This is a genomic window from Variovorax sp. V93, from assembly GCF_041154485.1.
Classification (GTDB): domain Bacteria; phylum Pseudomonadota; class Gammaproteobacteria; order Burkholderiales; family Burkholderiaceae_C; genus Variovorax; species Variovorax beijingensis_A.
The window spans coordinates 5,037,127-5,063,832 of sequence record NZ_AP028669.1 but is presented as its reverse complement, the minus strand read 5'-3'; the positions used below and the strand labels follow the sequence as shown (position 1 = coordinate 5,063,832).

The following is a 26,706-nucleotide window of genomic DNA, read 5'->3' as shown; positions in this document are numbered from 1 at the left end:
GCGGCGGGGCTTGCACGGTGCGGCGGCGCTGCCGCGCCGCGCGACCGGCGTTCAGCGCTGGTCGGGAGAGGTCCAGAGCCGCCGGCGGTCGTCGGCGCCGGACTGGCCCGGTTGCGCAGGGAGGTGCGGCTGGGCCTGAGGTTGGGGTTGCGCTGGAGCTGGTGCGGTGAAGCCGCGTTGCTGCTGCATCGCGCGCACCTGCGCTTCCTGGGCTTGGCGCTGGGCCTGCTGTTGTGCCTGGATCTGCTGCTGCGCCTGGGCGGCGCGTTGCTGCGCCTCCTGCTGCTGGCGCAGCATCTGTTGCTGAGCCAGGGCCTGCTGCTGTGCCGCGCGTTGTTGCTGCTGCATCTGCTGCTGGGCTTGTGCCTGGGCCTGCGCCTGGGCTGCACGCTGCTGCGCCTCCTGCTGTTGCCGCAAGGCCTGTTGCTGCTGTTGCTGGAGCTGCATCTGCTGCTGCTGCCGTTGTTGCCACTGGTCCTGGGCGCCGCGTTGCGGCCATTCCTGCTGCTGGCGCAAGCCCTGCTGGCGCTGCCATTCCATTTGCTGCTGTTGTTGCTGGATCGCCTGCGCCTGCTGCATCTGCTGGGTTCGCCGCGCCTGTTCGTAGCGCAGTTCCTGCTGCTCGCGCGCCATCAGCTGCGTCGGCGGTGCCACCGCGGCCGGCCGGCCGAAGCCGCCGCCGAAGTTGTGCATCGGGATGCCCGGCGCCGGCGCGACCGGCACGCGCGCGAAGCGGTCGTCCGGCAGCCGCACCAGGTCGCGCCGGCCGAAGGGGCCGCGGCCGAAGCGATCGGCCGGCAGCACGGTCACGGCGCCCGCCATCTGCTGGTTGGCATAGAAGCCGTTGCGCAGCTCGGCCTGCCGGTTGCGGTAGGCCGCCATGCGGTTCACCTGGTCGAGGTAGCGCTGGCTCGCACGATAGCCGGGCCGCCATGCCTCGCCGGGGGCCAGCGGGAACCAGCCCACGCCGCTGCGGCCATCGCCGATCTGCAAGGCGGCGTTGGCGCCGCCACCGCCTACGAAGCCGACCAGCGCGGGCGAATACACGGGCCGTGCGGCCGGCCGTCCCGGCACCCAGGCCCAGCGCGGGCCCACGCGTGCCCAGCGGCCGTAGTGGAAAGGCGCAAAGCCCCAGGGCGCGGCGTCGACCCAGGTCAGGCCCCAGGGTGCGATGTTGACCCACTGGCCGTCGCGGTAGGGCGCCCAGTCGGCGTCCACGCTGCGCGGGAACCAGACGTCGCCGTACGTGGGGTCGCTTTGCCAGTCGCCGTAGAGGTCGAGCTGCTGGTAGCCGACGACTTCGCGCGACACGTAGCGTGCGGAGATCGACTGGTCCTCGATGCGGTTGCGCTCCGCCACCCAGGCGTCGAAGCTGCCGCTCTGCGCCGGCGCGCCGCCCACCGCGGCCAGGTTGCGGCCCGACACGGTGAGCTGCTGCCGCGCACCCAGCGATTGCGATTCGCCGTTCTCGCCATAGAGCGTGACGCGGCCCGAAGCCACCGCGATCCAGGTGGTGCCGGCCGCCGGGTCGGCCGCCACGCGGTATTCGCCGGGCGCGTCGATCACGACCGCGAGGTTGCCGGTGTCCACCTCGAAACGCTGGCCCGCGAGGTCGTCGCGCACGCGCAGCTGCAGGTTGCCCTGGTTCGCGGTGAGGCGCACGGTGTCGTCGTCGAGTTCGGAGAATTCGACATGCGTCTGCCCGTCCATGCGCAGCGCGGCCGAGCCGATGTGGACTTCGGCGCGCGCATTGCGGTCGGTCCAGAGCCGGTCGCCGGTGGTGATGGGGCGGTTGGGCTGTGCGTCGTACCAGCTGTCTTCGCCGGCCGGCGCGAAGCTCACCGTGCCCTGCTGCAGGTTCAGGCGCGCCACGCGTCCCGGCGGGTCCTGCTGTGCGCTGGCCGCCGCACCGAGGCACAGCAGCGCAAAGCCGAGCAGCCATCGGCGCCATGGCCGGTGAAGATCAGGAAAGGCGGGGCGGTTCATGGGTTTGTCTCTGGTTCCCGGGGCCGGATGAAAGCGTTGGATATGTAACGCGCGAGAATCCGCTGCCGCTGTCAGCGCATGTCCCCTGCTTGGTGAAGCGCACGCACATTCGGCAACCGCTTGTAATCGAGGACTCGGCATGAAAAACAACAAGAACGCCTGTGCACTGGGCGAATTGCGCTACCGAAACAATAGTGCGGCCCGGTGGGCGGCAGCGCTCGCCTGCGCCGCGATGGCCATTGTTGCCGCCGCGCCCGCGGGCGCGCAGCTCGCGCGCAAGCCTTCCTACTACCAGCAGCAGAACAACAAGGCGGCTCCGGAAGGCGCGCAGCCTCCGGCGCGGCCGGCCGCACCCGCGTCGCTGCCGATGCTGCGCAGCCGCGGCGACTTCGACACCCTGGCCCGCGTGTACGACGCCGGCACCCCGATGCAACTGGCCCACGTCCTGTTCGCGGTCGACCGCCATGCGAGGCCGGTGCGCACCTACTACATCGACACGCCGCGCTACCAGCTGCATGTGCGCTTCGTGCGCGAGACCGGGCTCGCGCCGCGCGCGGGCAAGCGCGAGATCGACCGCAACTACCTCGTGCCCGATCGCCGCTTCCTGTTCGGCACGCTGAGCTGGCAGCAGAACATCGGCAGCTTCACCTACGAGTTCTGGGAAGGCGACCGGCTCACGCCCGCGCTGCTGCGCGAGGCCGATGCGCAGGTGAAGGCCAGCTTCTTCGCGCCCGTGAAATTCAAGACCAACTCGACGCTGCATGAACGCATCGCGAACGAGGCGGGCATCGGCTTCGTCAGCCAGGAGGCGCTGATCCGCGAACAGCCCTACATGCCGATGAACCTGGGCACGGCCACGGGCCGCGTGCGCATCGTGGACGAGGCCTCGGGCGCGAATGCGCTGAACGCGCTGCTGCCTGACGACATTGCCGTGCTGCGCCAGGTGCCGATCGGCCTGCCGCCCGTGGCCGGCGTGCTGACCGAGCGGCCGTCCACCGCGCTGTCGCACGTCAACCTGCTGGCCAAGGGCTGGGGCATTCCCAACGCCTATGTGCGCGATGCCGCGGCCGTGCTGCGCGAGCACGCGGGGCAGTGGGTGGCGCTCAAGGTGGCCGCGTCGGGCTACCAGGTGCGCCGCCTCACGACGGAAGAGATCGCCGCGCTGCCGCCGCGCGCGGCGCGTGCGGCGGCCACTGGCGCACTGCCGGGCAGCGGCAAGGCCGCGAAGCCCGACCTGCGCGAGACGCGCCTGCTGCCGCTGGCGTCATTGCGCGCCCGGAACAGCGCGCAATGCGGCGCCAAGGCTGCCAACCTCGGCGCCATGCTGGCCGCGCGCATTCCGGGCACGACCGTGCCCGACGGCTTCTGCATTCCCTTCGCGCACTACGACCGCTTCATGCGCGCGAACGGCCTGGCCGAGCGCATCGCCAGCATGCGGCAGCAGCCCGGTTTCGCGGGCGATCCGCAGATCCGGCAGCAGGCATTGGCGCAATTGCGCGACGAGATCGTGCAGTGGCCGGTCGATGCAGCCAGCGCCGCGGCATGGCGGGCCGCATGGCAGGCGCAGCTCGGCGGTGGCGGCGTGTTCGTGCGCAGCACGTCCAACTCCGAAGACCTGCCGGGCTTCAGTGGTGCGGGGCTCTACACCACCGTGCCCAACGTCAAGACCGGCGACGCGCTCGAACTCGCGGTGAAGAAGGTCTGGGCCTCGGTGTTCAACCCCGAGGCCTGGGAGGCGCGCAGCGCCGCGGGCTTCGGCGCCGAGTCGGTGCTGATGGGCGTGTTCGTGCAGACGGCCATCGATTCCACCAGCGCCGGCGTGATGATCACGCGCGACCCCTTCGACGCCGGCCATCCGCACGCCACCTACATCTCGGCCAAGCGCGGCATCGGCATCCGCGTGGTGGAGGGGCGGCGCGTGGCCGAGCAGGTGATGTATTCGAGCTGGTCCAAAGCGATCCAGGTGCTGAGCCGCTCGGCCGAAGAGACGGCGCTGCAGCTGGACAGGGACGGCGGCGTGAAGGAGGTGCCGGTCGAGGCCGGGCGCAACGTGCTGACCGACGAGCTGGTGGTGCGGCTGGCCACCGTGGGGGCGGCCGTGAAGCGCGCGTTCAACGGCGTCGACCAGGACATCGAATGGGCCACGGTGGGCGAGCGCATCGTGCTGCTGCAGGCGCGGCCGTACGTGGAGCGGCGCCGCTGAGCGCCGGCGTTCTCCGTCTGGTTCCGCTCGCAGTGCCGCCGCGGCACCGGCGGCGCCTCATCCATACAGGTACTGCGGCAGCCACAGCGTCAGCCCCGGCCAGATGTACATGAACACCATGCACAGGATCACGATCAGCATGTAGGGCATCATCCCCGCGAAGATCTGGTTGATCGTCACGTGCGGCGGCGACACGCCCTTCAGGTAGAAGGCCGACATCGCCACCGGCGGCGAGAGGAACGCCGCCTGCAGGTTCACGAACACCAGCACGCCGAACAGCAGCGGGTCGATCTGGAAGTGCGCGAGCAGCGGCAGGAAGATGGGCACGAAGATCACGATGATCTCGGTCCACTCGAGCGGCCAGCCCAGGATGAAGATGATCGCCTGCGACAGCAGCAGGAACTGCAGCGGGCTGAGGTTCATGCCCAGCACCCATTCCTCGACGATGCGCTGGCCGCCCAGCAGCGCGAACACCGCCGAGAACAGCGCCGAGCCCACGAACAGCCAGCACACCATCGAGGTGGTCTTGAGCGTGAGGAACACGGCCTCCTTGATCTTCTTGAAGTTCAGCGTGCCGGCCTGCCACGCCATCAGGAAGGCGCCGGCCGCGCCCACCGCGGCCGACTCGGTGGCGGTCGTGATGCCGAACAGGATCACGCCCAGCACCACCAGGGTGAGCGTGGCCAGCGGCATCACCGACGACACCAGCATGCGCAGGATCTCGAACTGCTCCGCGTCCATGCGCCAGTAGTACCAGGCCAGCAGTGCGAGCGTGAAGAGGCTGGCCAGCAGGAAGCCGGTGTAGAAGGCCTCGGGCACGGCGGCGGTCTTCGGCGCATCGACCGCTTCGCCGAGCTGCCGCAGGCCGCCCTCGGCCGCTACGGGGGCCGGGGCTTCGCTGCCGGGAGGCTCCTCGACGCCGCCCGGCGGCTCCTGCAGGCCGCCTTCCGCGGCAGGCTCCTTCGGCGCGTCGGACGCCGGCGGTTCGGCCAGCCCGGTTCCGGAGGAAGCTTCGGGCGCCGCCTGCTGCTGCTGCTGCGCCACCGGCGCGTTGCCGCTGCTGCTGTTGTCCGCCTGCGAGTAGATCGCCACGTACCACCAGACCGATCCCAGCGTCGCGGCCGCGAGCGCCAGCGGCACCAGCGCGCTCAGCAGGCTGCGCAGCAGCATCCACCAGGTGATGCGCACGCCCTCGGCCGCGCCGCGCAGCGCGCGCGCCGGCGACACCACGGCCGCTGCGAGCGCGGGCAGCATGCGCGGCGAATAGCTGGCTGCGATGTGCGCGACCCAGGGCGAGATGGGTGCGCGCTGCTGGTCGGCCGGCAGCTTGGGCGCGACCTTCGGCTGCAGCATGGCCCAGCCGATCACGTAGACCAGGTAGAGAAAGGCGAGGAAGAAGCCCGGGAACATCGCCGCCGCATAGAGCTTGACCACCGACTGCCCGGCCACGGCCGCGTACACGATGATCATCACCGAGGGCGGAATCAGGATGCCGAGCGTGCCGCCCGCCGTGATGACGCCGGCCGCCAGGCGCGTGTCGTAGCCGGCGTTGAGCATCGGCCGCATCGCGATCACGCCCATCAGCACCACCACCGCGCCGACCAGGCCGCTCGCAATGCCCCAGAAGGTGCAGACGATCAGCGTGGTCACCGCGAGCGACCCCGGCACGCGGCGGAAGGCCAGTTGCACGCTGTGGAACATCTTGTCGACCAGCGCGCCGCGCTCCATCACATAGCCCATCAGCACGAACAGCGGGATCGACAGCAGCGTCTCGTTGGTCATGGCGCCGAAGGCGCGCTGCACCATCAGGTCGAAGATCCTGTTGTCCAGCCAGTGCGCGGCGGGATCGTGGAAGGCGATGAAGCCGAAGAACATGCCCAGACCCATCAGCGTGAACGCCGTGGGAAAGCCCAGCATGATCACGACCACGATCAGGCCGAGCATCGAGAGGCCGAGTGCGGGGTCGCTCACTGGGTACCTCCTGCCGTGCCGCTCTTGCGCTGCTGCGCAGCCTGCTCGATGGCCTTGGCCTTGTCGATCACCTCGCGCTTGGCGGCTTCGTCCACATGGGTGCTGCCGGCGAGCTGTTCGCCGACCACGTCCATCTCTTCCGCGTCCTTCAGGCGCGGCGTCCACGCGCCGGTCTTCAGGCACAGCACGCAGCGCACCATCTCGGCAATGCCCTGCAGCAGCAGCACGGCGCCGGCCACCGGAATGACGAACTTGAAGGGATAGAGCGGAATCGGGACGGCATTGAAGGTCTGCTCTCGCATCGCCAGCGATTCGCCGAAGTAGGTCCAGCCCGACCAGGTGAGCGCCACCACGCCGGGCAGGAAGAAGAGGATGAACAGCACCAGGTCGAGCGCGGCCTGCGTGCGCGGCTTCATGCTGCCGTAGAGGAAGTCGCCGCGCACGTGGCCGGCCTGCGAGAGCGTGTAGGCGCCGCCCATCATGAAGAGCGTCCCGTAGAGCATGTTGTTGGCATCGAAGATCCAGGCGGTGGGTGCGTTGAGCGCGTAGCGCTTGAAGACCTCGCCGCATACCAGCAGCATCAGCGCCACGATGAGCCAAGAGAAGGTCTTGCCCACGACCATGCTGAACCGGTCGACGGCGTGGAGGAAGCGTTGGGTGTTCATGTCATGTCATGTTGATAGGCAGGACCCATCCGTGGAACACCGTGGAACCGGCTTTGCCGGGCCACAGGTGTTGCTCCCTGCAAGAGGTTTGGCGAAGCGACACGAAGCGCACGCCGACCGGTGTCAGCTCTTCTTCTTGCCGAAGTAGTGGTTGTAGGCCATCTTGAAATCGACGCCGTAGTCGTTCTGCCACTGCAGCGCGCGCTCCGCGAACACGCGCTGCGAGTCGAGCACCTTCTTGAACAGCGGGTTCTCTGCGGACTTCTTCTCCACCGTCTTGTCCCAGGCAGCAAGCTGCGCGCGCAGCACGGCGTCGGGCGTCTTGTAGAACTTGATGCCGGCTTTCTTCATGTCGGCATAGTCCTGCGAATTGCGCTGCACCGCCTTCCAGCTCATGTCGGCGCTCGCGGCCTGCACGGCGTAGTCGATGATGGAGCGAAGTTCCTGCGGCAGCGCGCTGTACTTGCCCTTGTTGAACAGCACCTCGAACTGCTCGCCCGACTGGTGGAAGCTCTGCAGCATGCAGTTCTTCACCACGTCGGGAAAGCCGAGCACGCGGTCGCTGGAGGCGTTGTTGAACTCGGCCGCATCGATCAGCCCGCGGTCCAGCGCGGGCACGATCTCGCTGCCGGGCAGCGGGTTCACCGCCGTGCCCATCTCGGTGAACATGTCGACCGCCAGCCCCACGGTGCGGAACTTCAGGCCCTTCATGTCTTCCACCTTGGCCACCGGCTTCTTGAACCAGCCCAGCGGCTGCGTGGGCATGGGGCCGTAGAGGTACGACACCACCTCCATGTTCAGGCTCTTGTAGATCTCGTCGAGCAGCGCCTTGCCGCCGCCGTAGTTGTGCCAGGCCAGCACCGTGTTGGCGTCCATGCCGAAGCCCGGACCCGAACCCCACAGCGCGAGCGCCGAGTTCTTTCCGTAGTGGTAGGCGACCACGCCATGGCCGCCGTCCAGCGTGCCCTTGTTCACCGCTTCGAGCAGCTGGAACGCCGGCACCACCGCACCCGAGGGCAGCACCTCGATCTTGAGGCGGCCGCCCGCCATGTCATTGACCTTCTTCGCGAAGTCCTGCGCATATTCGTGGAAGATGTCCTTGGCCGGCCAGGTGCTCTGGAAGCGCAGGGAGGTGGTCTGGGCCATGCTGACCATCGGCGCCGACATGGCGCCTGCGGCAACGGCGGCACCCTTCAGGAGGTTGCGGCGGCCGGGCGATTTGCTGTCTGTCATCTTGTCTCTCTCCATACAATTTCTGACCGAAGAAACCCTGCCCGCCTTCTTGGCGCGATGTTCGGCAGGCCCATCCGCATCTTTGGCGCGCTGGAATATGTGACAAACAGGGTTTTCACGAACTGGTGAAAAATTCCATCATCCGGCGAGGACGCCGAACAGCGTAAAGACGGCTGTTGCCAGTGAAGTAACCCTATCGATTGGAAGGAATGAACAGAGATGACTGAACCCGTTGGGGAAAAAGGCTATGCCGGCGACGTGACGCCCGAGCAGGCCGCGGAGTGGATGGCCAGCGGCGAGGCCGTGCTGGTCGACGTGCGCACCGACGCCGAGCGCGAATGGGTCGGCTACGTGCCCGGCGCCGTGCCGCTGGCCTGGAAGCAGTGGCCAGGCATGGCGCTCAACCCGGCCTTCGACGGCGGCATTCGCGCCGCGGGCGAGGATGGCAGGAAGAAACTGGTGCTGCTGTGCCGCAGCGGCGTGCGCTCCATCGCCGCCGCACGGCGCGCCACCGAACTGGGGCTGGAGGCCTACAACATCCTCGAAGGTTTCGAGGGCAATCCGGATGAGAGCGGCCACCGCGGGCAGATCGGCGGCTGGCGCAAGCGCGGGCTGCCCTGGAAGCAGAACTAAGCAAAAAGGCCCACCGAAACCAGTGGGCCTTTTTCATTGCAACTGGGTGAATCAGCTCACAGCACCGGAATGCGCAGCTTCTGCCCCGGATAGATCTTGTCCGGATGGCTCAGCATCGGCTTGTTCGCCTCGAAGATCACGTTGTACTTGTTGGCGTCGCCGTAGTACTTCTTGGAGATGGCCGACAGCGTGTCGCCCTTCACCACGTCGTGGTACTGGGCCGGCGGTGCGGGCGGGGCGACCAGCTTGTTGTCGACGCTCGTCACATTGGCCACGTTGCCCGCGGCCAGCGCGGCCTTTTCGCTGGCTTCCTGCGAAGGCGCCTGGCCGGCCAGGGTCACCACGCCGCTGCTCGCGGTGTAGGTCACCTCCAGGCCCGTGAGCCCGAGATTCTGCGTCTCGATGTAGGTCTTGATGGCCGCCGCGGCCTTGGTGTTGGCATCCGGCTCGGCCGCCTGCGCCGACGATCCGCCGAACAGCTTCTCGCCGGCTTCCTTGATGAAACTGAGCAAACCCATGGTTCTCTCCTTGCGCCTTGGTTGAGGGGAATCGCGAATGTAGCGGCGAAACCGGACGTGGGCGCGTAGGTCCGCGCCGCGTGTGTCAAAGACGTGCCAGCATCGATCACGACAAAGTCGCAATAATCCCGCCCATGGCATCCCCCTTCCTCGCGATCGACATCGGCAATACCCGCCTCAAATGGGCGCTCTACGATGCGGCGCATCCGGGGGCCGCGCTGCAGGCGCATGGGGCGGAGTTCCTCGACCACATCGAGCGGCTGGCCGACGGCCCCTGGGCCGAGCTGCCCGCGCCCGGCTCCATGCTCGGCTGCGTGGTGGCCGGCGACGCGGTGCGCCGCCGCGCCGAGGAGCAGATCGTCGAGCGCTTCGATTGCGCCCCGCGCTGGGTGGTGTCGAGCGCGGCCGAGGCCGGCATCGTCAACGGCTACGACCATCCGACGCGGCTGGGCGCCGACCGCTGGGTGGCGATGATCGGTGCACGCCACCGGATGCTGGACGCGGGGCCGGTGCGGCCGATGGTGGTGGTGATGATCGGCACCGCGGTGACGGTCGAGGCCATCGATGCCGGCGGCAAGTTCCTGGGCGGCCTGATCCTGCCGGGCCACGGCATCATGCTGCGTGCGCTGGAGTCGGGCACGGCCGGCCTGCACGTGCCGACCGGCGAGGTGCGCGAATTCCCCACCAACACCAGCGACGCGCTCACCAGCGGGGGTACCTATGCCATTGCCGGCGCGGTCGAGCGCATGGTGCAGCACGTGCGCTCGCACTGCGGCGCCGAGCCCGCCTGCTACATGACCGGCGGCGCGGGCTGGAAGATGGCGCCCGTGATGAACGGGGATTTCGAGCTGGTCGAAAGCCTGATCATGGACGGCCTGCTGGTGATTGCCCAGGCACGCGGCTGACCCGCCGGCAGCGTCAACGGCCGCTGAAGCGCGCGGGCCGCCGCTCGACGAAGGAACGCACGCCTTCGGCCGCGTCCTCGCTGTTCGACAGCCGCTTCTGTGTCTCGATGAATTCCGAGACGGCCGCGAGCGGTCCTTGTTCGACGGCCTTGATCACGTTGAGCCGCGTGGCCACCACCGCCAGCGGGGCCTGCGCCGCGATGCGCTGCGCAATGGCCAGCGCCGCGTCGAGCTCCTGCCCGGCCGGCACCACCTTCTGCACGAAGTTCAGGCGATAGGCCTCGGCGCTGTCGAACTCGTCGGCCGTCAGCAAATGCAGCATGGCGTTGCCCACGCCCGCGCGCTCGGCCATGCGCAGCGTGGCGCCGCCCGTGGCCATGATGCCGCGCTGCACCTCCATCTGCGAGAAGCGGCAGTTGTCGGCCGCCACCACGATGTCGGCACCCAGCATCAGCTCGATGCCCACCGTGAAGCAGATGCCCTTGACCGCCGCCACCATCGGCTTGGTGCGGCGGCGGTAGCCGGGCAGGCCGAAGTCGTGCGGCTCCACCAGGCCCGCCGGAATCGCCTTCTCGCCGCGCTTCATGTACTCGGCGACCGCCGGCAGGTCGAGCCCGGCCGTGAAGTGGTCGCCGAAGGCATGCAGCACGCCCACGCGCAGCGCCGGGTCGTCGTCGAGCCGGGTGTAGGCCTCGGCCAGCTGCCTGAACATCGGCGGCGTCCAGCCGTTGCGCTTGGCCGGGCGGTTGATGCCGATCAAGAGCACGTGGCCGAGCACCTGGGTGTCGATGCAGCCTTCTGCCGGCGGGGTGGTGGGTGTCGCGGTCATGGCGTTTGTCTCCTTGTTCTTGTCGGACGCCAGATCAGTAGGTGTACACGCCGCGCCCGGTCTTGCGCCCGAGCTGGCCCGCAGCCACCATCTCCTTGAGCAGCGGGCAGGGCCGGTACTTGGAATCGCCGAACTGCTCGAGGTACACCTCCATCACGGCCAGGCACACATCCAGCCCGATCATGTCGGCCAGCGCCAGCGGGCCGATCGGCTGGTTGCAGCCCAGCTTCATGCCGGCGTCGATGTCCTCGGCCGTCGCGATGCCTTCGGACAGCACGAAGAAGGCCTCGTTGATCATCGGTACCAGGATGCGGTTGACCACGAAGCCCGGCGCGTTCTTCACCGTGATCGGCGACTTGCCGAGCTTCTCGGCCAGCGCCTTGACGGCATCGTGCGTGGCGTCGCTCGTGAGGTAGCCGCGGATCAGCTCCACCAGCGCCATCATCGGCACGGGGTTGAAGAAATGCATGCCGATGAAGCGGTCGGCGCGCGAGGTGGCGGCGGCCAGTTGCGTGATCGAGATCGACGAGGTGTTGGAGGCGATGATCACCTCGGGCGCCAGCAGCTCGTCGACCTGCTTGAGGATCTTGAGCTTGAGCGCATGGTTCTCGGTGGCGGCCTCGATCACGAGCTGCGCGCCCTTCAGGTCGTTGTAATCGGTCGAGCCCTTGATCAGCGCGAGCGCGGCAGTCTTCTGCTCGGCCGTGAGCTTTTCCTTCTTGATCAGCCGGTCGAGGCTGCCCGAGATGGTGGCCAGGCCCTTGTCGACCGCCGCCTGGGCGACATCGATCATCACCACGTTGACGCCCGACACCGCGCAGGCCTGCGCGATGCCGTTGCCCATTGTTCCGGCGCCGATGATGCCGACGGTCTGAATCGTCATGAGAAAACTCCTTGAAGAATGAAAGCGGAAAAAAGAGGGAGCGGGTGGACGCGCCACCGCGGCAGGAGATCGATTGTGAAGCAGCCCCGCCCGGCCCGCCGTTGCCGCGCGTGACACCGGTGGCCCGCGGGTGGCTTACAGTGCGGCGATTGCTTTTTCTTCCCTCTTTTCGACTCCGACCATGACCACCCTCGGCACCCCTCTTTCCCCCTCGGCCACCCGCGTGATGCTGCTGGGCTCCGGCGAACTCGGCAAGGAGGTGCTGATTGCGCTGCAGCGCCTGGGCGTGGAGACCATCGCGGTCGACCGCTACGAGAACGCGCCGGGCCAGCAGGTGGCGCACCATGCGCGCACCATCACCATGAGCGACCCCGAGCAGCTCAAGGCGCTGATCGAGGCCGAGAAGCCGCAGCTCGTGGTGCCCGAGATCGAGGCCATCGCCACGCCGATGCTCCAGCAGCTCGAGGACGCCGGCGTGGTGCGCGTGATTCCCACCGCCCGCGCCGCCCGCCTCACGATGGACCGCGAAGGCATCCGCCGCCTGGCCGCCGAGACGCTGGGCGTGCCCACCAGCCCCTACAAGTTCTGCGACTCGCTGGCCGAGCTGCAGGCCGCCATCGACGCGGGCATCGGCTATCCCTGCATCGTCAAGCCCGTGATGAGCAGCTCCGGCAAGGGCCAGAGCAAGATCGACGGCCCGGCCGACGTGCAGAAGGCCTGGGACTACGCCATGGCCGGCGGCCGCGTGAGCCACGGCCGCGTGATCGTCGAGGGCTTCATCGACTTCGACTACGAGATCACGTTGCTCACGGTGCGCGCCAGGGACGCGGCCGGCGCGGTGGAGACCCGGTTCTGCGAACCCATCGGCCATGTGCAGGTGAGCGGCGACTACGTCGAAAGCTGGCAGCCGCACCCGATGGCGCCGGCCGCGCTGCAGAAGGCGCAGCAGATTGCCGAGGCCGTCACGTCCGACCTGGGAGGCCAGGGCCTGTTCGGCGTCGAGTTGTTCGTGAAGGGCGACGAGGTCTGGTTCAGCGAAGTGAGCCCGCGTCCGCACGACACCGGCATGGTGACCATGGCCACGCAATGGCAGAACGAGTTCGAGCTGCATGCGCGCGCCATCCTCGGCCTGCCGGTGGACACCTCGCTCAAGAGCCCCGGTGCCAGCGCCGTGATCTATGGCGGCGTGGATGCTGCCGGCATCGCCTTCGACGGCGTGGCCGAGGCGCTGCAGGTGCCCGGCAGCGACATCCGTCTGTTCGGCAAGCCCGAGAGCTTTGCCAAGCGCCGCATGGGCGTGGCGCTGGTGCATGCGGCCGACACCGGCACGGCCCGCAGGCTGGCCAAGGAAGCCGCCTCGCGCGTGAAGCCGCGCAAGGCTTAGCCAGTTTTCGCAAGCCGCGCCAGGGCGGCGCGGGCATGGTCGGACCGATCCACCGGAGACACCATGCTGCACCCCCAGGCGCGCGCCTTGCTTGACTTCATCGAGGCGCGCGGCATCCCGCCCACGCACACGCTTTCGCCGGCCGAGGCGCGCGCCTTCTATCGCGAGCGCCGCGCCACCACCCAACCCGAGGCCCCGCCGGTCGCCGAAGTCCGCGAACTGGAGGCCGACGGGCCGTACGGCACCATCCCGGTGCGGCTCTACCGCCCGCTGGGTTCCCTGGCCCATGCCGCGCTGCCGGTGCTCGTGTACTTCCACGGCGGCGGCTGGGTCATCGGCGACCTCGACACGCACGACGTGCTGTGCCGCTCGCTTGCCGACGGCGCGGGCTGCGCGGTCGTGTCGGTCGACTACCGCATGGGGCCCGAGCATCGCTTCCCGGCTGCCGTCGACGACGTGCTGGCCGCCACCCGCTGGGTGCGCCGCGAGGCCGCCTCGCTCAGCCTCGATGCAAGCCGCCTCGCGGTGGGCGGCGACAGCGCGGGCGGCAACCTCGCCGCGGTGGCGGCCATTGCCGCGCGCGATGCCGGCGACCTGCCCATCGCCTTCCAACTGCTGGTCTATCCCGCCACCGACATGCGCCGCGGCCATCCCTCGCACCAGGCCAACGGCCAGGGCTACCTGCTGACCCGCGACACGATGGCGTACTTCCACGACCACTACATCGACGACCCCCGGCACGACCTCGACTGGCGCGCGTCGCCGCTGCTGTGCGCCGATCTCTCGGGCCTGCCGCCCGCGCTGGTGCTCACCGCCGGCTACGACCCGCTGCGCGACGAAGGCATGGCCTACGCCGAGGCGCTGACCGCCGCCGGCAACCGCGCCGCGTACGCCTGCTTCGAGCGCCAGATCCATGGCTTCATCACCATGGGCAAGGTGCTCGACGAGGCCGATACGGCCATCGCGCTGTGCTGCGCCGAGCTTCGCCGCGCGCTCGCGCCATAGCGCCAGCAAGCCCTAGGGAAAGTCCCCGCGCAAATGCACGCCGCGCAGCCGGCCCCCGCCGCTACGATCCAGCCAACGCAGCGCCGGCCCCGGGCCGGCGGCGGCCCGATGCAGGAGACAGACACCATGCAGCGAACGAAGGCGGCGCCGCCGGAAAGCGGCGGCGCGCAGCGCGGGGAGCGCCTGATGTGGCTCACGCACCAGCGTGTGTTCTACGCCGGGCTGCTCGGGGCCGCGGCCGAGCGCACCATGGGCGGGTACGGGGTGTACGTGTCGCCCGCCGGCGCGCCGCCGAACCGCCTGTGCGTCGGCGGCGGCGCCTGGCAGGCGGGCGAGCTGCTGGTGGTGCCGCCGCAGGTGCCGCACCGCGTGGAAAGCGCGCATCCGCTCATCTTCAACCTGCTGATCGAATCGGAGTCGGTCGATCCCGCCCGGATGCCGGCCTTCATGCAGCACTGCGGGCCGGTCGATGCGCCGGCCTTCGTGCGGCGCATGCGCAATGTCCATGCGCACCTGCTCGCCGCATCGGGCCGCGGCACGGACTTCGACGGCTTCGACTTCGATGCGCTGTTCTTCGGCGCGCCGCTGGCGCCGCGCGCGCTCGATGCGCGCATCCGCAAGGTCATCGACGCCATCAACGCCGACCCGGCCGCACCTGCCTCGGCCGAGGACTGCGCGGCCTCGGTGCACCTGTCGTTCTCGCGCTTCCTGCATCTGTTCAAGCAGGAAACCGGCATGGCGTTTCGCGCCTTCCGGGCCTGGAAGCGCGCGCGCAGCCTGCTGCGCCATGTGCGCCAGGCCAGCACGCTGACCGACATCGCGCTGGACACCGGCTACCCCGACTCGACGCACTTCAGCCATTCGATCCGCCAGGTCTACGGCCTGAAGCCCAGCGACATCCTGGCCGGCTCGCGCCGCCTCGCGCTGCACGACGCAGCCGGCGGCTTCAGGCAGTAGCCGCAAGAAGAGGCCCCATGCAGATCCTCCAACTCCTGCTGTCGGGCATTGCACAAGGCTGCATCTATGGGCTGATCGCGCTGGGCTTCGTGCTGATCTACAAGGCCACCGAAACCGTGAGCTTCGCGCAGGGCGACCTGATGATGCTCGGCGCCTTCGGCGCGTTTGCCGGCATGTCGCTGTTCGGGATGCCGTTCTGGCTCGCGGCCCTGCTCGCGGTGGTGGCGATGGCGGCCTTCGGCGTGCTGCTCGAACTGGTGGTGATCCGCCCGATCCTCGGGCAGCCGCAATTCTCGATCGTGATGCTCACCATCGGCATCGCCTACGTGGCGCGCGGGCTCATCACCATGGTGCCGGGCATCGGCACCGACACCCACACGCTGCCCGTGCCCTACAAGGACCAGATCTGGAAGCTGGGCGGGCTGGTGGTCAACCTCGAGCAGCTCGCGATCATCATCGCCACGGCCATCCTCTGCGGCCTGCTGTTCGCGATGTTCCGCTACAGCAAGCTCGGCATCGCGATGCAGGCCTCGTCGCAGAACCAGCTCGCGGCGTACTACATGGGCATTCCGGTGAAGCGCCTGAACGGATTGGTGTGGGGGCTCGCGGCGGCGGTCGCGGCCATTGCCGGCATGCTGCTTGCGCCCATCACCTTCGTCCACGCGAACATGGGCTTCATCGGGCTCAAGGCCTTTCCGGCCGCGGTGGTGGGCGGCTTCGGCAGCCTGCCGGGCGCCATCGTCGGCGGGCTGGTGATCGGCATCGTCGAATCGTTCGCGGGCTTCTACCTGCCCGACGGCTTCAAGGACACGGCGCCGTACATCGTGGTGCTGCTGATGCTCATGATCAAGCCGAACGGTCTCTTTGGCGAGAAGCTGCGCAAGAAGGTGTAGAAGCATGTGCCCCCACGCTCGTCACTTCGTGTACTCGCTGCCCCCCGAGGGGGCGCAGGTCCGCCTTGGGGCGGCCCGGCGACGGACCTGATTCATGCGCTTCATCTTCAAGACCAGCTACGACCAGGACATCCGCCTCGCCAAGCACGGCGGCCATGTTTTCTGGTATGGCCTGCTCGCCGCGTTCCTCGTCGCCGCGCCCTGGGCGATCGACGAGTACTGGCTCGCGCAGCTGACCTTCGTGCTGATCTACGGCATCGTCGGACTGGGCCTGATGCTGCTGGCGGGCTTCACGGGGCAGTTCTCGATCGGGCATGCGGCCTTCCTTGGCGCGGGAGCCTACACGCAAGGGGTGCTGACCAACCTGGGCGTGCCGTTTCCGATTGCGCTGCTCGCGGCCGCGGCGCTGTCGGCGGCGGTGGGCGTGGTGGTCGCGCTGCCGGCCCTGCGCGTGAAGGGCATCTACCTGGGCATCGCCACGCTGTCGTTCGGCTTCATCGTCGAGGAAGTGTTCGCGCGCTGGGAGAGCGTGACGGGCGGCAACGCGGGGCTGCATGTGAAGCCGCCGCAGTTGTTCGGCTGGTCGCTCGGGTCGGGCAATGGCTTCTACTTCCTGTGCCTGGTGGTGGCGGTGCTCAGCACGCTCGGCATCCTGAACCTGCTGCGTTCGCCGACCGGCCGCGCCTTCGTGGCGATCCGCGATTCGGAGATCTCGGCGCAGAGCATGGGCATTCACCTGGCGCGCTACAAGACGATGTCGTTCGCGATCTCGGCCGCGCTCGCGGGCCTGGGCGGCGCGCTGTATGCGCACAAGCTGAGCTTCATCTCGCCGGACCAGTTCAACATCCTGCAGTCGATCGACCTGCTGCTGATGGTGGTGATCGGCGGCCTGGGCTCGGTGCATGGCGCGTTTCTGGGCGCGATCTTCCTGATCGCGATGCCGCAGCTGATCTCGATGGGCAAGGACTGGCTGCCGGCCGTGATCGGGCAGGCGCCGGGTCTGCAGGGGCTGGTGTACGGGCTGGTGCTGATCGCCTTCGTGCTGTTCGAGCCGCTGGGGCTGTATGGCCGCTGGCTCAAGATCCGCACCTGGCTGCAGCTCTTTCCGTTCTACCGCAAGGGGCTGTTCAAGCGGCAGAAGTCGTTCACCAAGTCGGACCGATTGAGATGACGAGCAGCAGCGGCGACATTCTTCTTTCGGCGAAGGACCTGAGCGTGCGCTTCGGCGGCGTGCTCGCGGTCAACAAGGTGAGCTTCGACGTGCGGCGCGGCGAGGTGTTCACGCTGATCGGACCGAACGGCGCGGGCAAGACGACGGTGTTCAACCTGATCAGCCGGATCTACACGCCGACAATGGGCGAGATCACGTGGCATGGCGGGGCGGCCGGGCCGCTGGCCTTGACGCACCAGGCGCCACACGCGATTGCCGCGCTCGGCATTGCGCGCACCTTCCAGAACATCGAACTCTTCGAGCACGCCACGGTCCTGCACAACCTGCTGATCGGCCGCCACACGCATCGGCAGACGGGTTTCTGGAGCGAGGTGTTCTTCACGCCGGCCACGCGGCGTGCCGAGATTCAGGCGCGCGAGAAAGCGGAGCAGGTGATCGATCTGCTGGACCTGCAGCATCACCGCGATTCGATGGTGGCTGGCCTGCCGTACGGCGTTCGCAAGGTGGTGGAGCTCGCGCGCGCGCTGTGCACCGAGCCCAAGCTGCTGTTGCTCGACGAGCCATCGTCCGGGCTCAATGTCGAAGAGACGGCGGACATGGCGTTCTGGATCCAGGACATCCAGCATGAGCTGGGGGTGTCGGTGCTGATGGTCGAGCACGACATGTCTCTGGTGTCGAAGGTGTCGGACCGCGTGCTCGCGATGAACATGGGCGAGGTGCTGGCCACCGGAACGCCACGCGAGGTGCAGGCAGACGCACGTGTCATCGAAGCCTATCTTGGGACTGTGGATGACGTGAGCAGCTTGAGGAGGGTGGCATGAAGGCTGTGTCCGCTGCTTCGTTGGAGACGCCCGGTATGCGGCGCGACGCGATCGCCCCCACTATGCCGGCCGCTTCGCGGCTTCCCTGCGGTGCTCGCGTTTCGCGGGGTCTCGCAGAACTCGCTTCGCTCAGACAGCTGCGAGCCCTGATCCGCGAAACGCTGCGCTCCTCGGCGGCACAGAGGGGGCGCCCGCCCCGCACCGCACACCGGGCTTCGGGGTGGAGGAAATACCCTGAGCCTGTCCACGGCGTTGGGGCCCATGCCCCGGGCGGGCCGTTGAGGCACCGCCGAGCAGCGCAGCGACAGGCGGATCAGGGCTCGCAGCTGTTTGAGCGCAACGCAGTGGAGCGAGTTCTGCGAGACCCCGCCTGTCGCGAGCAGCGCAGGGGAGCCGCGAAGCGGCCGGTGACGTCGGCCCGGCCGGGGCATGGGCTCCAACGCCGCTCCCCGCCCTCGTCGAACGTTCGAGGGACGACGCCATGACCGACGTCGTCCTCCAACTGCTCAACGTCGAAAGCGCCTACGGCCCGATCAAGGCCATCCGCGGCGTGAGCCTGAAAGTCAGGCAGGGCGAAATAGTGACTGTCCTGGGTTCGAATGGCGCAGGAAAAACAACCATCCTGAAAACGATCTCGGGAATCATCGACCCGAGAAAAGGCAGCATCGAATTCCAGGGCAAGGACATCACCGCCAAGGACCCGGCCTACATCGTGCAGCAGGGCCTGAGCCACGTGCCCGAAGGCCGCGAGGTGTTTCCGCTGCTGTCGGTGAAAGACAACCTGCTGATGGGCGCCTACACCCGCAAGGACCGCGACGGCGTGGCGCGCGACATGGAGAGCGTCTACACCTACTTCCCCATCCTGCGCGAAAGGGCCGCGCAGGATGCCGGCCTGCTCTCGGGCGGCCAGCAGCAGATGCTCGCCATTTCGCGCGCCATCATGGCCGCGCCGCATCTGATCCTGCTCGACGAGCCCAGCCTCGGTCTCAGCCCCAAGCTGACGAAAGAGATCTTCGAGATCGTCGTGCGCATCAACCGCGAGCGCGGCACCACCATCCTGCTCGTGGAGCAGAACGCCAACATGGCGCTCAACGCTTCCGACCACGGCTACGTGCTCGAGAACGGCCGCATCGTCATGGAAGATACCTGCGAACGCCTGCGCGAAAAGGAGGACATCAAGGAGTTCTACCTCGGCGTCAAGGACGACGGCGTGCGCGGCGAGCGGCGCTGGAAAAAGAAGAAGACCTGGAGATGAAGGCATGAGCACGACTGCCCTGCGCGCTCCAGCAGGCCTCTGGGACCTGGCGCATCTGCAGCCGAGTCCCGGCATCGTCGTGCCGGGCGAGACCATCCCCGCCGTGTTCTGGAAGGCCGTGGAGCTGCGCGCCGACAAGGTCTGGATGCGGCAGAAGGAATTCGGCATCTGGCGCGCCTGGACCTGGCGGCAGACCGCCGAAGCCGTGCACGAGATTGCGGGCGGCCTGCTGGCGCTCGGCTTCGGGCCGGGCGAATGCGCCTCGATCCTTGCCAACACCGTCATCGAATGGGTGCTGTGCGACGTCGCCGTGCTCAGCTGCGGTGGCGTGTCCAACGGCATCTATCCCACCGACGCGGCCTCGCAGGTGCACTACCTCTGCGAGGACTCCCGCACCACCGTGCTCTTCGTCGAGGACGACGAGCAGCTCGACAAGGCGCTCGAAGTGCGCGCGCGGCTGCCGATGCTGCGCAAGGTCGTCGTGTTCGACATGGAAGGCCTGCGCGACCTCGACGACCCGGGCGTCATCAGCCTGGACGTGCTGCGCGCACTCGGCCGCGACCACCTGCAGGCCCATCCGCAGGCGCTGGAGCAGCGCGTCGCCGCCTGCCGCCCGGAAGACCTCGCGATCCTGGTCTACACCTCCGGCACCACCGGCAAGCCCAAGGGCGCGATGCACAGCCACCGCGGGCTGGTCTACACCATGCGCGGCTACAACACGCTGCTCGCGCAGGGCGAGGGCGACGAGCGCATGTGCTTCCTGCCGCTGTGCCACATCGCCGAGCGCATGGGCGGCGAATACTTCGCGATGTACACCGGCTCGATCCTCAACTTCGTCGAGAACCCCGAGACGGTGCCCGAGAACGTGCGCGAGATCTCGCCCACCGTGTTCACCGCCGTGCCGCGCGTGTGGGAGAAGTTCTATTCGGGCGTGATGATCGCGCTGAAGGAGGCGAGCCGGCTGCAGCAGGTCGCCTACGGCTGGAGCATCGGCGTCGGCCGGCAGATTGCCGAGCGCGTGCTCCAGGGCCAGCCGGTGGGTGCCTGGCTGCGCTTGAAGTTCCGCCTGGCGCGCTGGCTGGCGCTCGACAACGTTCGCAAGCTCATCGGCATCCACCGCGCGCGCTTCCTCGTGACCGGCGCGGCGCCGATCTCGCCCGAGCTCGTGCGCTGGTACCTCGCGCTGGGTGTGCCCATGCTGGAGGTCTGGGGCATGACGGAATCGTGCGGTGCCTCCACCGGCGTGCCGCCCTCGCGCATCATGCCGGGCTCGATCGGCCCGGCCACCAGCTACAACGAGGTGCGCCTCGATCCGCAGACCGGCGAAATCCTGGTGCGCGGCCCCAATGTCTTCATGGGGTACCTCAACCTGCCCGAGAAGACGGCCGAGACCATCGACGCCGACGGCTGGCTGCACACCGGCGACGTGGGAACGGTCGACGCGGGAGGGTATTTCCGCATCACCGACCGCATGAAGGACATCATCATCACGGCAGGGGGAAAGAACATCACGCCGAGCGAGCTGGAGAACGAGCTCAAGTTCAGCCCCTACATCACCGACGCAGTGGTGATCGGCGACAGGAAACCCTACCTCACGGTGATCGTCATGATCGACCAGGAGAACGTCGAGAAGTTTGCGCAGGACCACGACGTGCCGTTCAGCAACTACGAAAGCCTGACGCGCGCGCAGGAGGTGCGGGACCTGATCCAGGGCGAGATCGACCGCGTCAACGCGAAGTTTGCGCGGGTCGAGCAGATCAAGAAGTTCTTCCTGCTCGAAACGCAGCTGAGCGCAGAGGACGAGGAGCTCACGCCGACCATGAAGCTCAAGCGCAAGCTGGTCCAGGCCAAGTACGCCGAGCGCATCGAGGCGATGTACCGCTGATTCATTTTTCGTCAACCCGAGGAGACAACCCCATGAAGCTCAAGACAGTGACGACCCTGGCCGTGCTGGGCCTGGCCGCAGCGTTCGCGTCCGCGCAGCAGCAGCAGGGCGTGAGCAAGGACGAGATCCGCATCGGCACCATCCAGGACCTGTCGGGCCCGCTCGCGGGCTTCGGCAAGCAGGCGCGCAACGGCATGCAGCTGCGCGTGGACGAACTCAACGAGCAGGGCAACATCCACGGCCGCAAGCTCAAGTTGTTCGTCGAGGACTCGGGCTACGACCCGAAGAAGGCCGTGCTCGCGGCGCAGAAGCTGGTCAACCAGGAGAAGATCTTCATCATGGCCGGCCACATCGGCACGGCGCAGAACATGGCAGCCATGCCGGTGCAGTTCGAGAAGAACATCGTCAACTTCATGCCGATCACCGCGGCGCGCGAAATGTACGAGCCGCTGAACCGGCTCAAGTACTCGTTCGCGGCCACCTACTACGACCAGATCCGCCTCGCGCTGCCGAAGATGATCAAGGAGAAGGGCGACAAGAAGGTCTGCACCATCTACCAGGACGACGAATTCGGGCTCGAGGTGCTGCGCGGCGCCGAGGCGGGCCTGAAGACCGCCGGCATGGAGCTGGCCGAGAAGACCTCGTTCAAGCGCGGCGCCACCGACTTCAGCTCGCAGGTCGCCAAGATGAAGGCCGCCAACTGCGACCTGGTGGTGCTCGGCACCATCATCCGCGAGACCATCGGCACCGTGGGCGAGGCGCGCAAGACCGGCTTCAACCCGACCTTCCTGGGCTCCAGCGCGTCCTACACCGACCTGATCCACAAGCTCGGCGGCAAGGCCATGGACGGCATCTACGCCACCATGACGGTGCAGAACCCCTACACCGACGAGCAGTCGCAGCCGCTGCGCTTCTGGGCCAACAAGTACAAGACCAAGTTCAACGAAGACCCGACGGTGTTCTCGGTGTATGGCTACGTCATCATCGATTCGTTCATCAAGGCGGCGCAGAAGGCCGGCCCGAACCTCACGACCGACAGCTTCATCAAGTCCATGGACAGCATGACCTTCGAGCCCGACATGTTCGGCAGCCCCAAGAGCTCGTACACCGCGACCAAGCGCCTGGGCAACGACCAGTCGCGCTTGTCCCAGATCAAGGATGGGAAATGGGTCGTCGTGTCCGACTATGTGACACCATAGCGGGACCATGCCCAACTACTGGTTGATGAAATCCGAGCCCGACGAGGTCTCGATCGACGATGCGCTCGCCGCGCCCAACGCCACCGTGGCCTGGACCGGTGTGCGCAACTATCAGGCACGCAATTTCATGCGCGACGGCATGAAGGTCGGCGATGGCGTGCTGTTCTACCACTCGAGCTGCCCCGAGCCCGGCATCGCAGGCCTTGCGCGCGTGGCCTCGGGCATCAAGCCCGACCCGACGCAGTTCGACCCGAAGTCGCCCTACTACGACCCGGCCTCGAAGAAGGACGATCCACGCTGGCTGCTGGTCGACGTGCAGGCCGTTCGCAAGACGCGCCTGCTGCCGCTGCCCGAGCTGCGTGGCAAGCCCGAGCTGGCCGAGCTCGTCGTGCTGCGCAAGGGCAACCGGCTGTCGATCACGCCGGTCGAGCCCGCGCACTGGCGAGTCATCGAGAAGATGCTGGGCTGATTCAGTCAGCCCACGCGCTGCAGGATCGGAAACAGCTTGCCCAGGCCGTCGGCCATGACCTCGACCGCGAGCGCCGCGAGGATCAGGCCCATGAGCCGCGTCATGATGTTGATGCCGGTCTTGCCGAGCACGCGCGCGATCGGCTGCGCGAGCGAAAACGCCAGCGCGGTGGCCAGCGCCACCACCACGCCGTAGCCCACCAGGAGCCCGAGCTCCCACAGGTGCTGCGTCTTGTCGGCATAGATCACCACGGTGGAGATCGTGGCCGGCCCGGTGAGCAGCGGAATGGTGAGCGGCACCACCGCAATGGAGGCGCCCATGGACGCCTTGACCTCGGTGGCCCGCAGTTCCTCGACATTGGTCTTGCTCTCGGCCGGCTTGGCGTTGAGCATCGACAGCGAGCTCATGAGCAGCAGCAGGCCGCCGCCCACCTGGAAGCTGGCAATCGAGATGCCGAAGAACGCCAGCAGCTGCAGCCCGATCAGCGCGCTGACCGCAATCACCACGAAGGCGCTGAAGGCCGACATGCGCACCGTGTGCCGGCGCTGCGCATCCGAATAGCCCTGCGTGTAGTGGATGAAGAAAGGCACGATGGCCAGCGGGTTGACGATGGCCACCAGCGTGACCAGCGGCTTGATCAGGTCCATCGAGGTGCTCACTTCTACCTCCCTCCGGTCACGTCGAGCAGGGCCATGGTGGTGTAGCTCGCTTCGGCGGACAGCAGCCACAGGATCGCGCCGGCAATTTCCTCGGCGCTGCCGGTGCGCTGCATCGGCACGGTGGGCGCGAGCTCGAAGGCGCGGGCGGGCATGCCGCCGGAGGCATGAATCTCGGTGTCGATCAGGCCCGGGCGCACCGCGTTGACGCGGATGCCCTCGGCGGCCACTTCCTTGGCCAGGCCGATGGTGAAGGTGTCGATGGCACCCTTGCTGGCCGCGTAGTCGACGTACTGGCCGGGCGAGCCCAGCCGTGCGGCGGCGCTCGAGACGTTGACGATGGCGCCGCCCGATCCGCCGTGCCGGGTGCTCATGCGCCGAACCGCTTCGCGCGCGCAGACGAAGCTGCCGATCACGTTGATGCGGAACATGCGTTCCAGCCGCGCCACGCTCATTTCGTCGACGCGAGCCTGCACGTCGACGACGCCGGCGTTGTTGACCAGAGCCGTGAGCCGGCCGAGCCTGGCATCGACCTTCTCGAACATGGCCAGCACCTGGGCTTCGTCGCCCACGTCGGCCTGCACGGCCATGGCGGTGCCGCCGCCGGCGCGAATGGCGCGCACCACCTCGTCGGCGGCGAGCGAGTTGCTCGCGTAGTTGACAGCCACCGCGTAGCCGCGCTGCGCCGCCAGCAGGGCGGTGGCGGCGCCGATGCCGCGGCCGCCGCCCGTGATCAAGAGCACCTGGTCCAAAACCTACCTCCTGCAGAGAAACTGCGTGTCAGTTAAAACCGTCGGCTTGGATTACATCATCGGGGGCAAGCGCATGAGCACTGACAAGACGATTGACTATTACTTTGCGCCACAGAGCCCATGGACCTATCTGGGGCATTCCCGCTTTGCCGCGATCGCCGCGGCCGCCGGCGCCAAGGTGCGCGTGCGGCCGATCGACCTGGGCAGCGTGTTCCCGGTGTCGGGCGGGCTGCCGCTGGGCAAGCGCGCGCCGCAGCGCCAGGCGTACCGGCTGGTCGACCTCGCGCGCTGTTCGCGCCACCTCGGCCTGCCGCTGAACACCAGGCCGAAGTTCTTTCCGGTCGCCAGCGATGACGCGGCCCGGGTCATCATCGCGGTCGACATGCACGACGGCACCGAGGCCGCCATGCGCATGTGCGCGGCAGTGTTCGCGGCCGTGTGGGTGCAGGAGCGCAACATCGGCGACCCGAAGGTGCTCGATTCGCTGGTCGTCGAATGCGGGCTGTCGCCCAAGCGCGCGGAGCAGTCGCAGAGCCAGGCGGTGCAGGAGCGTTACGAGGCTTACACGCAGGAAGCGATCGACATCCAGGTGTTCGGTGCGCCAAGCTATGTCATCGATGGCGAGATATTCTGGGGCCAGGACCGGCTCGACTTCGTCGAACGCGCGCTGCGCCAGTAGCCGGCATTCCTTTTCCTTTCAGTTGCCATTCAAGGAGCAAGACAACATGGGTCAATTCATCGATCTGAAAGCCAAGGACGGCTTCACCTTTCCCGCCTACGTGGCCGAACCGGCCGGCAAGCCGCGCGGCGCGGTGGTCGTGGTGCCGGAGATCTTCGGCGTCAACTCGCACATCCGCTCGGTGGCCGACGGCTATGCGGCGGACGGCTACCTGGCGGTGTCGCCCTCGACCTTCCATCGCGTGAAGCCCGGCGTCGAGCTCGGCTACAGCGACGAGGACATGAAGGCCGGCTTCGCGCTGAAGACCGCGGTCGAGGCGCTGCCCGCGCCCGGCGTGCTGCAGGACATCGAGGCCGCCGTGGCCTATGCGTCGAAAGCCGGCAAGGTCGGCATCGTGGGCTATTGCTGGGGCGGCCTGCTGGTCTGGCGCGCCGCCAGCCTGGTGCCCGGCATTGCCGCTGCGGCGCCGTATTACGGCGGCGGCATGACCACGCCGGAAGAAACCGCGCGCCAGCCCAAGGTGCCGGTGCTCGCGCATTTCGGCAACCAGGACCACTGGATCCCGCTGGACACCATCGAGGCCTTCAAGAAGGCGCATCCCGAGGTGGAGGTGCACGTCTACGAATCGGGCCACGGCTTCAACTGCGACCAGCGCGGCTCCTACAACGCCGAGGCCGCCAAGCTCGCGCGCACGCGCACGCTCGGGTTCTTTGCCAAGCACGTCGGCTGAGTGCGGCCGGGGCCCGGCCTATTTCTTTCGCGAGCCCGGCCCCTTGCCGACGCGGGTCTGCAGAAAGTCGAGCAGCGCACGCAGCGCCGCGCTGTTGTGGCGCCGCTGCAGGTAGGCGGCCGACAGCCACATGTCCTTGCGCGCATAGCCCTGCAGCACCGGCACCAGCTCGCCATGCTCGATGTGCGACTGCACGAGGATCGAGGGCAGGTAGATCACGCCGAAGCCGTGCATCGCGACCCGGATCAGCGGCGCACCCTCGGTGCAGTCCATGCGGCTCTTCACCGGCACGTCCAGCGGCTCGCCGCCGTCGTCGAAGCGCCAGACCGGCTGGGCGCCCAGCAGCGAATGCGTGAGCGCCTCGTGCGCCGCGAGGTCGCGTGGATGCTCGGGCTTGCCGTGTTTCTTCCAGTACACCGGCGAGGCGCAGACCACCATCTCCATGAGCATCAGCTTGCGCACGATCAGGTTGGCGTCCTCGACCGGGCCGCTGCGGATGTCGACGTCGATGCCTTCTTCCGCGAGGTCGACCGTGCGGTTGGTCAGCTGCAGGCTGATGCTCACGTCCGGGTAGTAGCGCATGAAGTCGGCCAGCAGGCTCGGAAACTCGCCGTTGCCCATGCCGTGCGGCGCTGAAATCCGCAGCCGGCCGCCGGGCTGCCTGGCGCGCTCCTGCAGCTCGGCCTGGGTGAGCTCCACCATTTCGAGCACCGGGGTGCTGCGCTCGAGCAGCAGTTGCCCGGCATCGGTCAGGCTCACGGAGCGCGTGGAGCGGTTGAGAAGCCGCACGCCGAAGCGGGTTTCGAGCTCCGCCACGTACTTGCTGACCGTCGCCTTCGACATGTCGAGCTTCTTGGCCGCGTGCGAGAAGCTGCCATGCGAGGCCACTTCCCGGAAGGTTCTGATCAGATCGAGACTGTCCATGTCAAAGTCAAAGCGCCCATTGTTTCCGTTCCGCGGCCCGCCCGCTTCGATTCTCGGGGAAGCCCCGGCATTTGCAGGCGCCGGTGCGCGCCCGGTTCGT

General features: G+C 67.8%; 25 protein-coding genes. 15 read left to right on the top strand and 10 right to left on the bottom strand.

Annotated elements, in window-relative coordinates:
- Positions 1-51: 51 nt before the first annotated feature.
- Positions 52-1,986, bottom strand: a complete 1,935-nt coding sequence (locus ACAM54_RS24055; RefSeq protein WP_369649166.1) for a DUF6600 domain-containing protein — start codon at positions 1,984-1,986, stop codon at positions 52-54.
- Positions 1,987-2,125: 139 nt separating this feature from the next.
- Here ACAM54_RS24055 and ACAM54_RS24050 point away from each other — a divergent pair, with 139 nt between their 5' ends.
- Positions 2,126-4,189 (top strand): PEP/pyruvate-binding domain-containing protein, encoded by a 2,064-nt coding sequence (locus ACAM54_RS24050; protein WP_369649165.1) that lies wholly within the window; start codon positions 2,126-2,128, stop codon positions 4,187-4,189.
- A 57-nt stretch (positions 4,190-4,246) separates the two neighbouring features.
- Here the strand turns inward: ACAM54_RS24050 and ACAM54_RS24045 are convergent, their stop codons facing one another.
- The 3 genes from ACAM54_RS24045 to ACAM54_RS24035 all read right to left on the bottom strand — a co-directional run bounded on the left by ACAM54_RS24045 (position 4,247) and on the right by ACAM54_RS24035 (position 8,058).
- Entirely contained in the window at positions 4,247-6,160 is a 1,914-nt protein-coding gene (locus tag ACAM54_RS24045) for a TRAP transporter large permease subunit (protein ID WP_369649164.1), read from the bottom strand.
- On the bottom strand, positions 6,157-6,825 hold the full coding sequence (locus ACAM54_RS24040; RefSeq protein ID WP_369649163.1) for a TRAP transporter small permease subunit: 669 nt from the start codon (positions 6,823-6,825) through the stop codon (positions 6,157-6,159). The genes ACAM54_RS24045 and ACAM54_RS24040 overlap by 4 nt, the downstream gene beginning before the upstream one ends.
- A gap of 123 nt (positions 6,826-6,948) precedes the next feature.
- The gene (locus ACAM54_RS24035) at positions 6,949-8,058 is read right to left on the bottom strand and encodes a TRAP transporter substrate-binding protein (RefSeq protein WP_145739543.1); all 1,110 of its coding nucleotides are present in this window, start codon (positions 8,056-8,058) and stop codon (positions 6,949-6,951) included.
- A gap of 219 nt (positions 8,059-8,277) precedes the next feature.
- Between ACAM54_RS24035 and ACAM54_RS24030 the strand changes: the two genes are divergently transcribed.
- Positions 8,278-8,691, top strand: coding sequence for a rhodanese-like domain-containing protein (locus ACAM54_RS24030; protein ID WP_369649162.1), 414 nt, complete (start codon positions 8,278-8,280; stop codon positions 8,689-8,691).
- A gap of 56 nt (positions 8,692-8,747) precedes the next feature.
- Here ACAM54_RS24030 and lysM read toward each other — a convergent pair whose 3' ends face one another.
- A complete protein-coding gene (gene lysM, locus ACAM54_RS24025) occupies positions 8,748-9,209 on the bottom strand; it encodes a peptidoglycan-binding protein LysM (protein WP_209537316.1) in 462 nt (153 codons plus the stop codon).
- A 134-nt stretch (positions 9,210-9,343) separates the two neighbouring features.
- Between lysM and ACAM54_RS24020 the strand changes: the two genes are divergently transcribed.
- A complete protein-coding gene (locus tag ACAM54_RS24020) occupies positions 9,344-10,114 on the top strand; it encodes a type III pantothenate kinase (protein WP_369649161.1) in 771 nt (256 codons plus the stop codon).
- A 13-nt stretch (positions 10,115-10,127) separates the two neighbouring features.
- Here ACAM54_RS24020 and ACAM54_RS24015 read toward each other — a convergent pair whose 3' ends face one another.
- Together ACAM54_RS24015 and ACAM54_RS24010 are read right to left on the bottom strand one after the other, a co-directional pair.
- A complete protein-coding gene (locus ACAM54_RS24015) occupies positions 10,128-10,943 on the bottom strand; it encodes a crotonase/enoyl-CoA hydratase family protein (RefSeq protein ID WP_369649160.1) in 816 nt (271 codons plus the stop codon).
- A gap of 34 nt (positions 10,944-10,977) precedes the next feature.
- The gene (locus ACAM54_RS24010) at positions 10,978-11,826 is read right to left on the bottom strand and encodes a 3-hydroxybutyryl-CoA dehydrogenase (protein ID WP_145739552.1); all 849 of its coding nucleotides are present in this window, start codon (positions 11,824-11,826) and stop codon (positions 10,978-10,980) included.
- A 181-nt stretch (positions 11,827-12,007) separates the two neighbouring features.
- Between ACAM54_RS24010 and purT the strand changes: the two genes are divergently transcribed.
- The 10 genes from purT to ACAM54_RS23960 all read left to right on the top strand — a co-directional run bounded on the left by purT (position 12,008) and on the right by ACAM54_RS23960 (position 22,865).
- Positions 12,008-13,210 (top strand): formate-dependent phosphoribosylglycinamide formyltransferase, encoded by a 1,203-nt coding sequence (purT, locus tag ACAM54_RS24005; protein WP_369649159.1) that lies wholly within the window; start codon positions 12,008-12,010, stop codon positions 13,208-13,210.
- A gap of 63 nt (positions 13,211-13,273) precedes the next feature.
- The gene (locus ACAM54_RS24000; protein ID WP_369649158.1) at positions 13,274-14,215 is read left to right on the top strand and encodes an alpha/beta hydrolase; all 942 of its coding nucleotides are present in this window, start codon (positions 13,274-13,276) and stop codon (positions 14,213-14,215) included.
- A 126-nt stretch (positions 14,216-14,341) separates the two neighbouring features.
- Positions 14,342-15,172, top strand: coding sequence for a helix-turn-helix domain-containing protein (locus tag ACAM54_RS23995; protein ID WP_369649157.1), 831 nt, complete (start codon positions 14,342-14,344; stop codon positions 15,170-15,172).
- A 17-nt stretch (positions 15,173-15,189) separates the two neighbouring features.
- Entirely contained in the window at positions 15,190-16,065 is an 876-nt protein-coding gene (locus ACAM54_RS23990) for a branched-chain amino acid ABC transporter permease (RefSeq protein ID WP_192325514.1), read from the top strand.
- Positions 16,066-16,159: 94 nt separating this feature from the next.
- Positions 16,160-17,236 (top strand): branched-chain amino acid ABC transporter permease, encoded by a 1,077-nt coding sequence (locus ACAM54_RS23985; protein ID WP_145739563.1) that lies wholly within the window; start codon positions 16,160-16,162, stop codon positions 17,234-17,236.
- Complete coding sequence (locus ACAM54_RS23980) at positions 17,233-18,057, top strand: ABC transporter ATP-binding protein (RefSeq protein WP_369649156.1); 825 nt, start codon at positions 17,233-17,235, stop codon at positions 18,055-18,057. The genes ACAM54_RS23985 and ACAM54_RS23980 overlap by 4 nt, the downstream gene beginning before the upstream one ends.
- Before the next feature lie 481 nt (positions 18,058-18,538).
- Positions 18,539-19,312, top strand: coding sequence for an ABC transporter ATP-binding protein (locus ACAM54_RS23975; protein WP_369649155.1), 774 nt, complete (start codon positions 18,539-18,541; stop codon positions 19,310-19,312).
- A 4-nt stretch (positions 19,313-19,316) separates the two neighbouring features.
- The gene (locus ACAM54_RS23970) at positions 19,317-21,197 is read left to right on the top strand and encodes a long-chain fatty acid--CoA ligase (RefSeq protein WP_369649154.1); all 1,881 of its coding nucleotides are present in this window, start codon (positions 19,317-19,319) and stop codon (positions 21,195-21,197) included.
- Between the two features lie 32 nt (positions 21,198-21,229).
- Positions 21,230-22,396 carry an ABC transporter substrate-binding protein gene (locus ACAM54_RS23965; protein ID WP_369649153.1) on the top strand — a complete coding sequence of 389 codons (1,167 nt, stop codon included), beginning with the start codon at positions 21,230-21,232 and terminating at the stop codon, positions 22,394-22,396.
- 7 nt (positions 22,397-22,403) lie between these two features.
- The gene (locus ACAM54_RS23960; RefSeq protein ID WP_369649152.1) at positions 22,404-22,865 is read left to right on the top strand and encodes an EVE domain-containing protein; all 462 of its coding nucleotides are present in this window, start codon (positions 22,404-22,406) and stop codon (positions 22,863-22,865) included.
- A 5-nt stretch (positions 22,866-22,870) separates the two neighbouring features.
- On the opposite strand, the gene ACAM54_RS23955 is transcribed toward ACAM54_RS23960, so the two are convergent.
- On the bottom strand, positions 22,871-23,524 hold the full coding sequence (locus tag ACAM54_RS23955; RefSeq protein ID WP_015867683.1) for a MarC family protein: 654 nt from the start codon (positions 23,522-23,524) through the stop codon (positions 22,871-22,873).
- 2 nt (positions 23,525-23,526) lie between these two features.
- Complete coding sequence (locus tag ACAM54_RS23950; RefSeq protein ID WP_369649151.1) at positions 23,527-24,273, bottom strand: SDR family oxidoreductase; 747 nt, start codon at positions 24,271-24,273, stop codon at positions 23,527-23,529.
- Between the two features lie 73 nt (positions 24,274-24,346).
- Between ACAM54_RS23950 and ACAM54_RS23945 the strand changes: the two genes are divergently transcribed.
- The gene (locus ACAM54_RS23945) at positions 24,347-24,952 is read left to right on the top strand and encodes a 2-hydroxychromene-2-carboxylate isomerase (RefSeq protein ID WP_369649150.1); all 606 of its coding nucleotides are present in this window, start codon (positions 24,347-24,349) and stop codon (positions 24,950-24,952) included.
- 46 nt (positions 24,953-24,998) lie between these two features.
- Positions 24,999-25,682, top strand: a complete 684-nt coding sequence (locus tag ACAM54_RS23940) for a dienelactone hydrolase family protein (RefSeq protein ID WP_145739576.1) — start codon at positions 24,999-25,001, stop codon at positions 25,680-25,682.
- An 18-nt stretch (positions 25,683-25,700) separates the two neighbouring features.
- Here ACAM54_RS23940 and ACAM54_RS23935 read toward each other — a convergent pair whose 3' ends face one another.
- On the bottom strand, positions 25,701-26,606 hold the full coding sequence (locus ACAM54_RS23935; RefSeq protein ID WP_369649149.1) for a LysR family transcriptional regulator: 906 nt from the start codon (positions 26,604-26,606) through the stop codon (positions 25,701-25,703).
- Positions 26,607-26,706 lie beyond the last annotated feature (100 nt).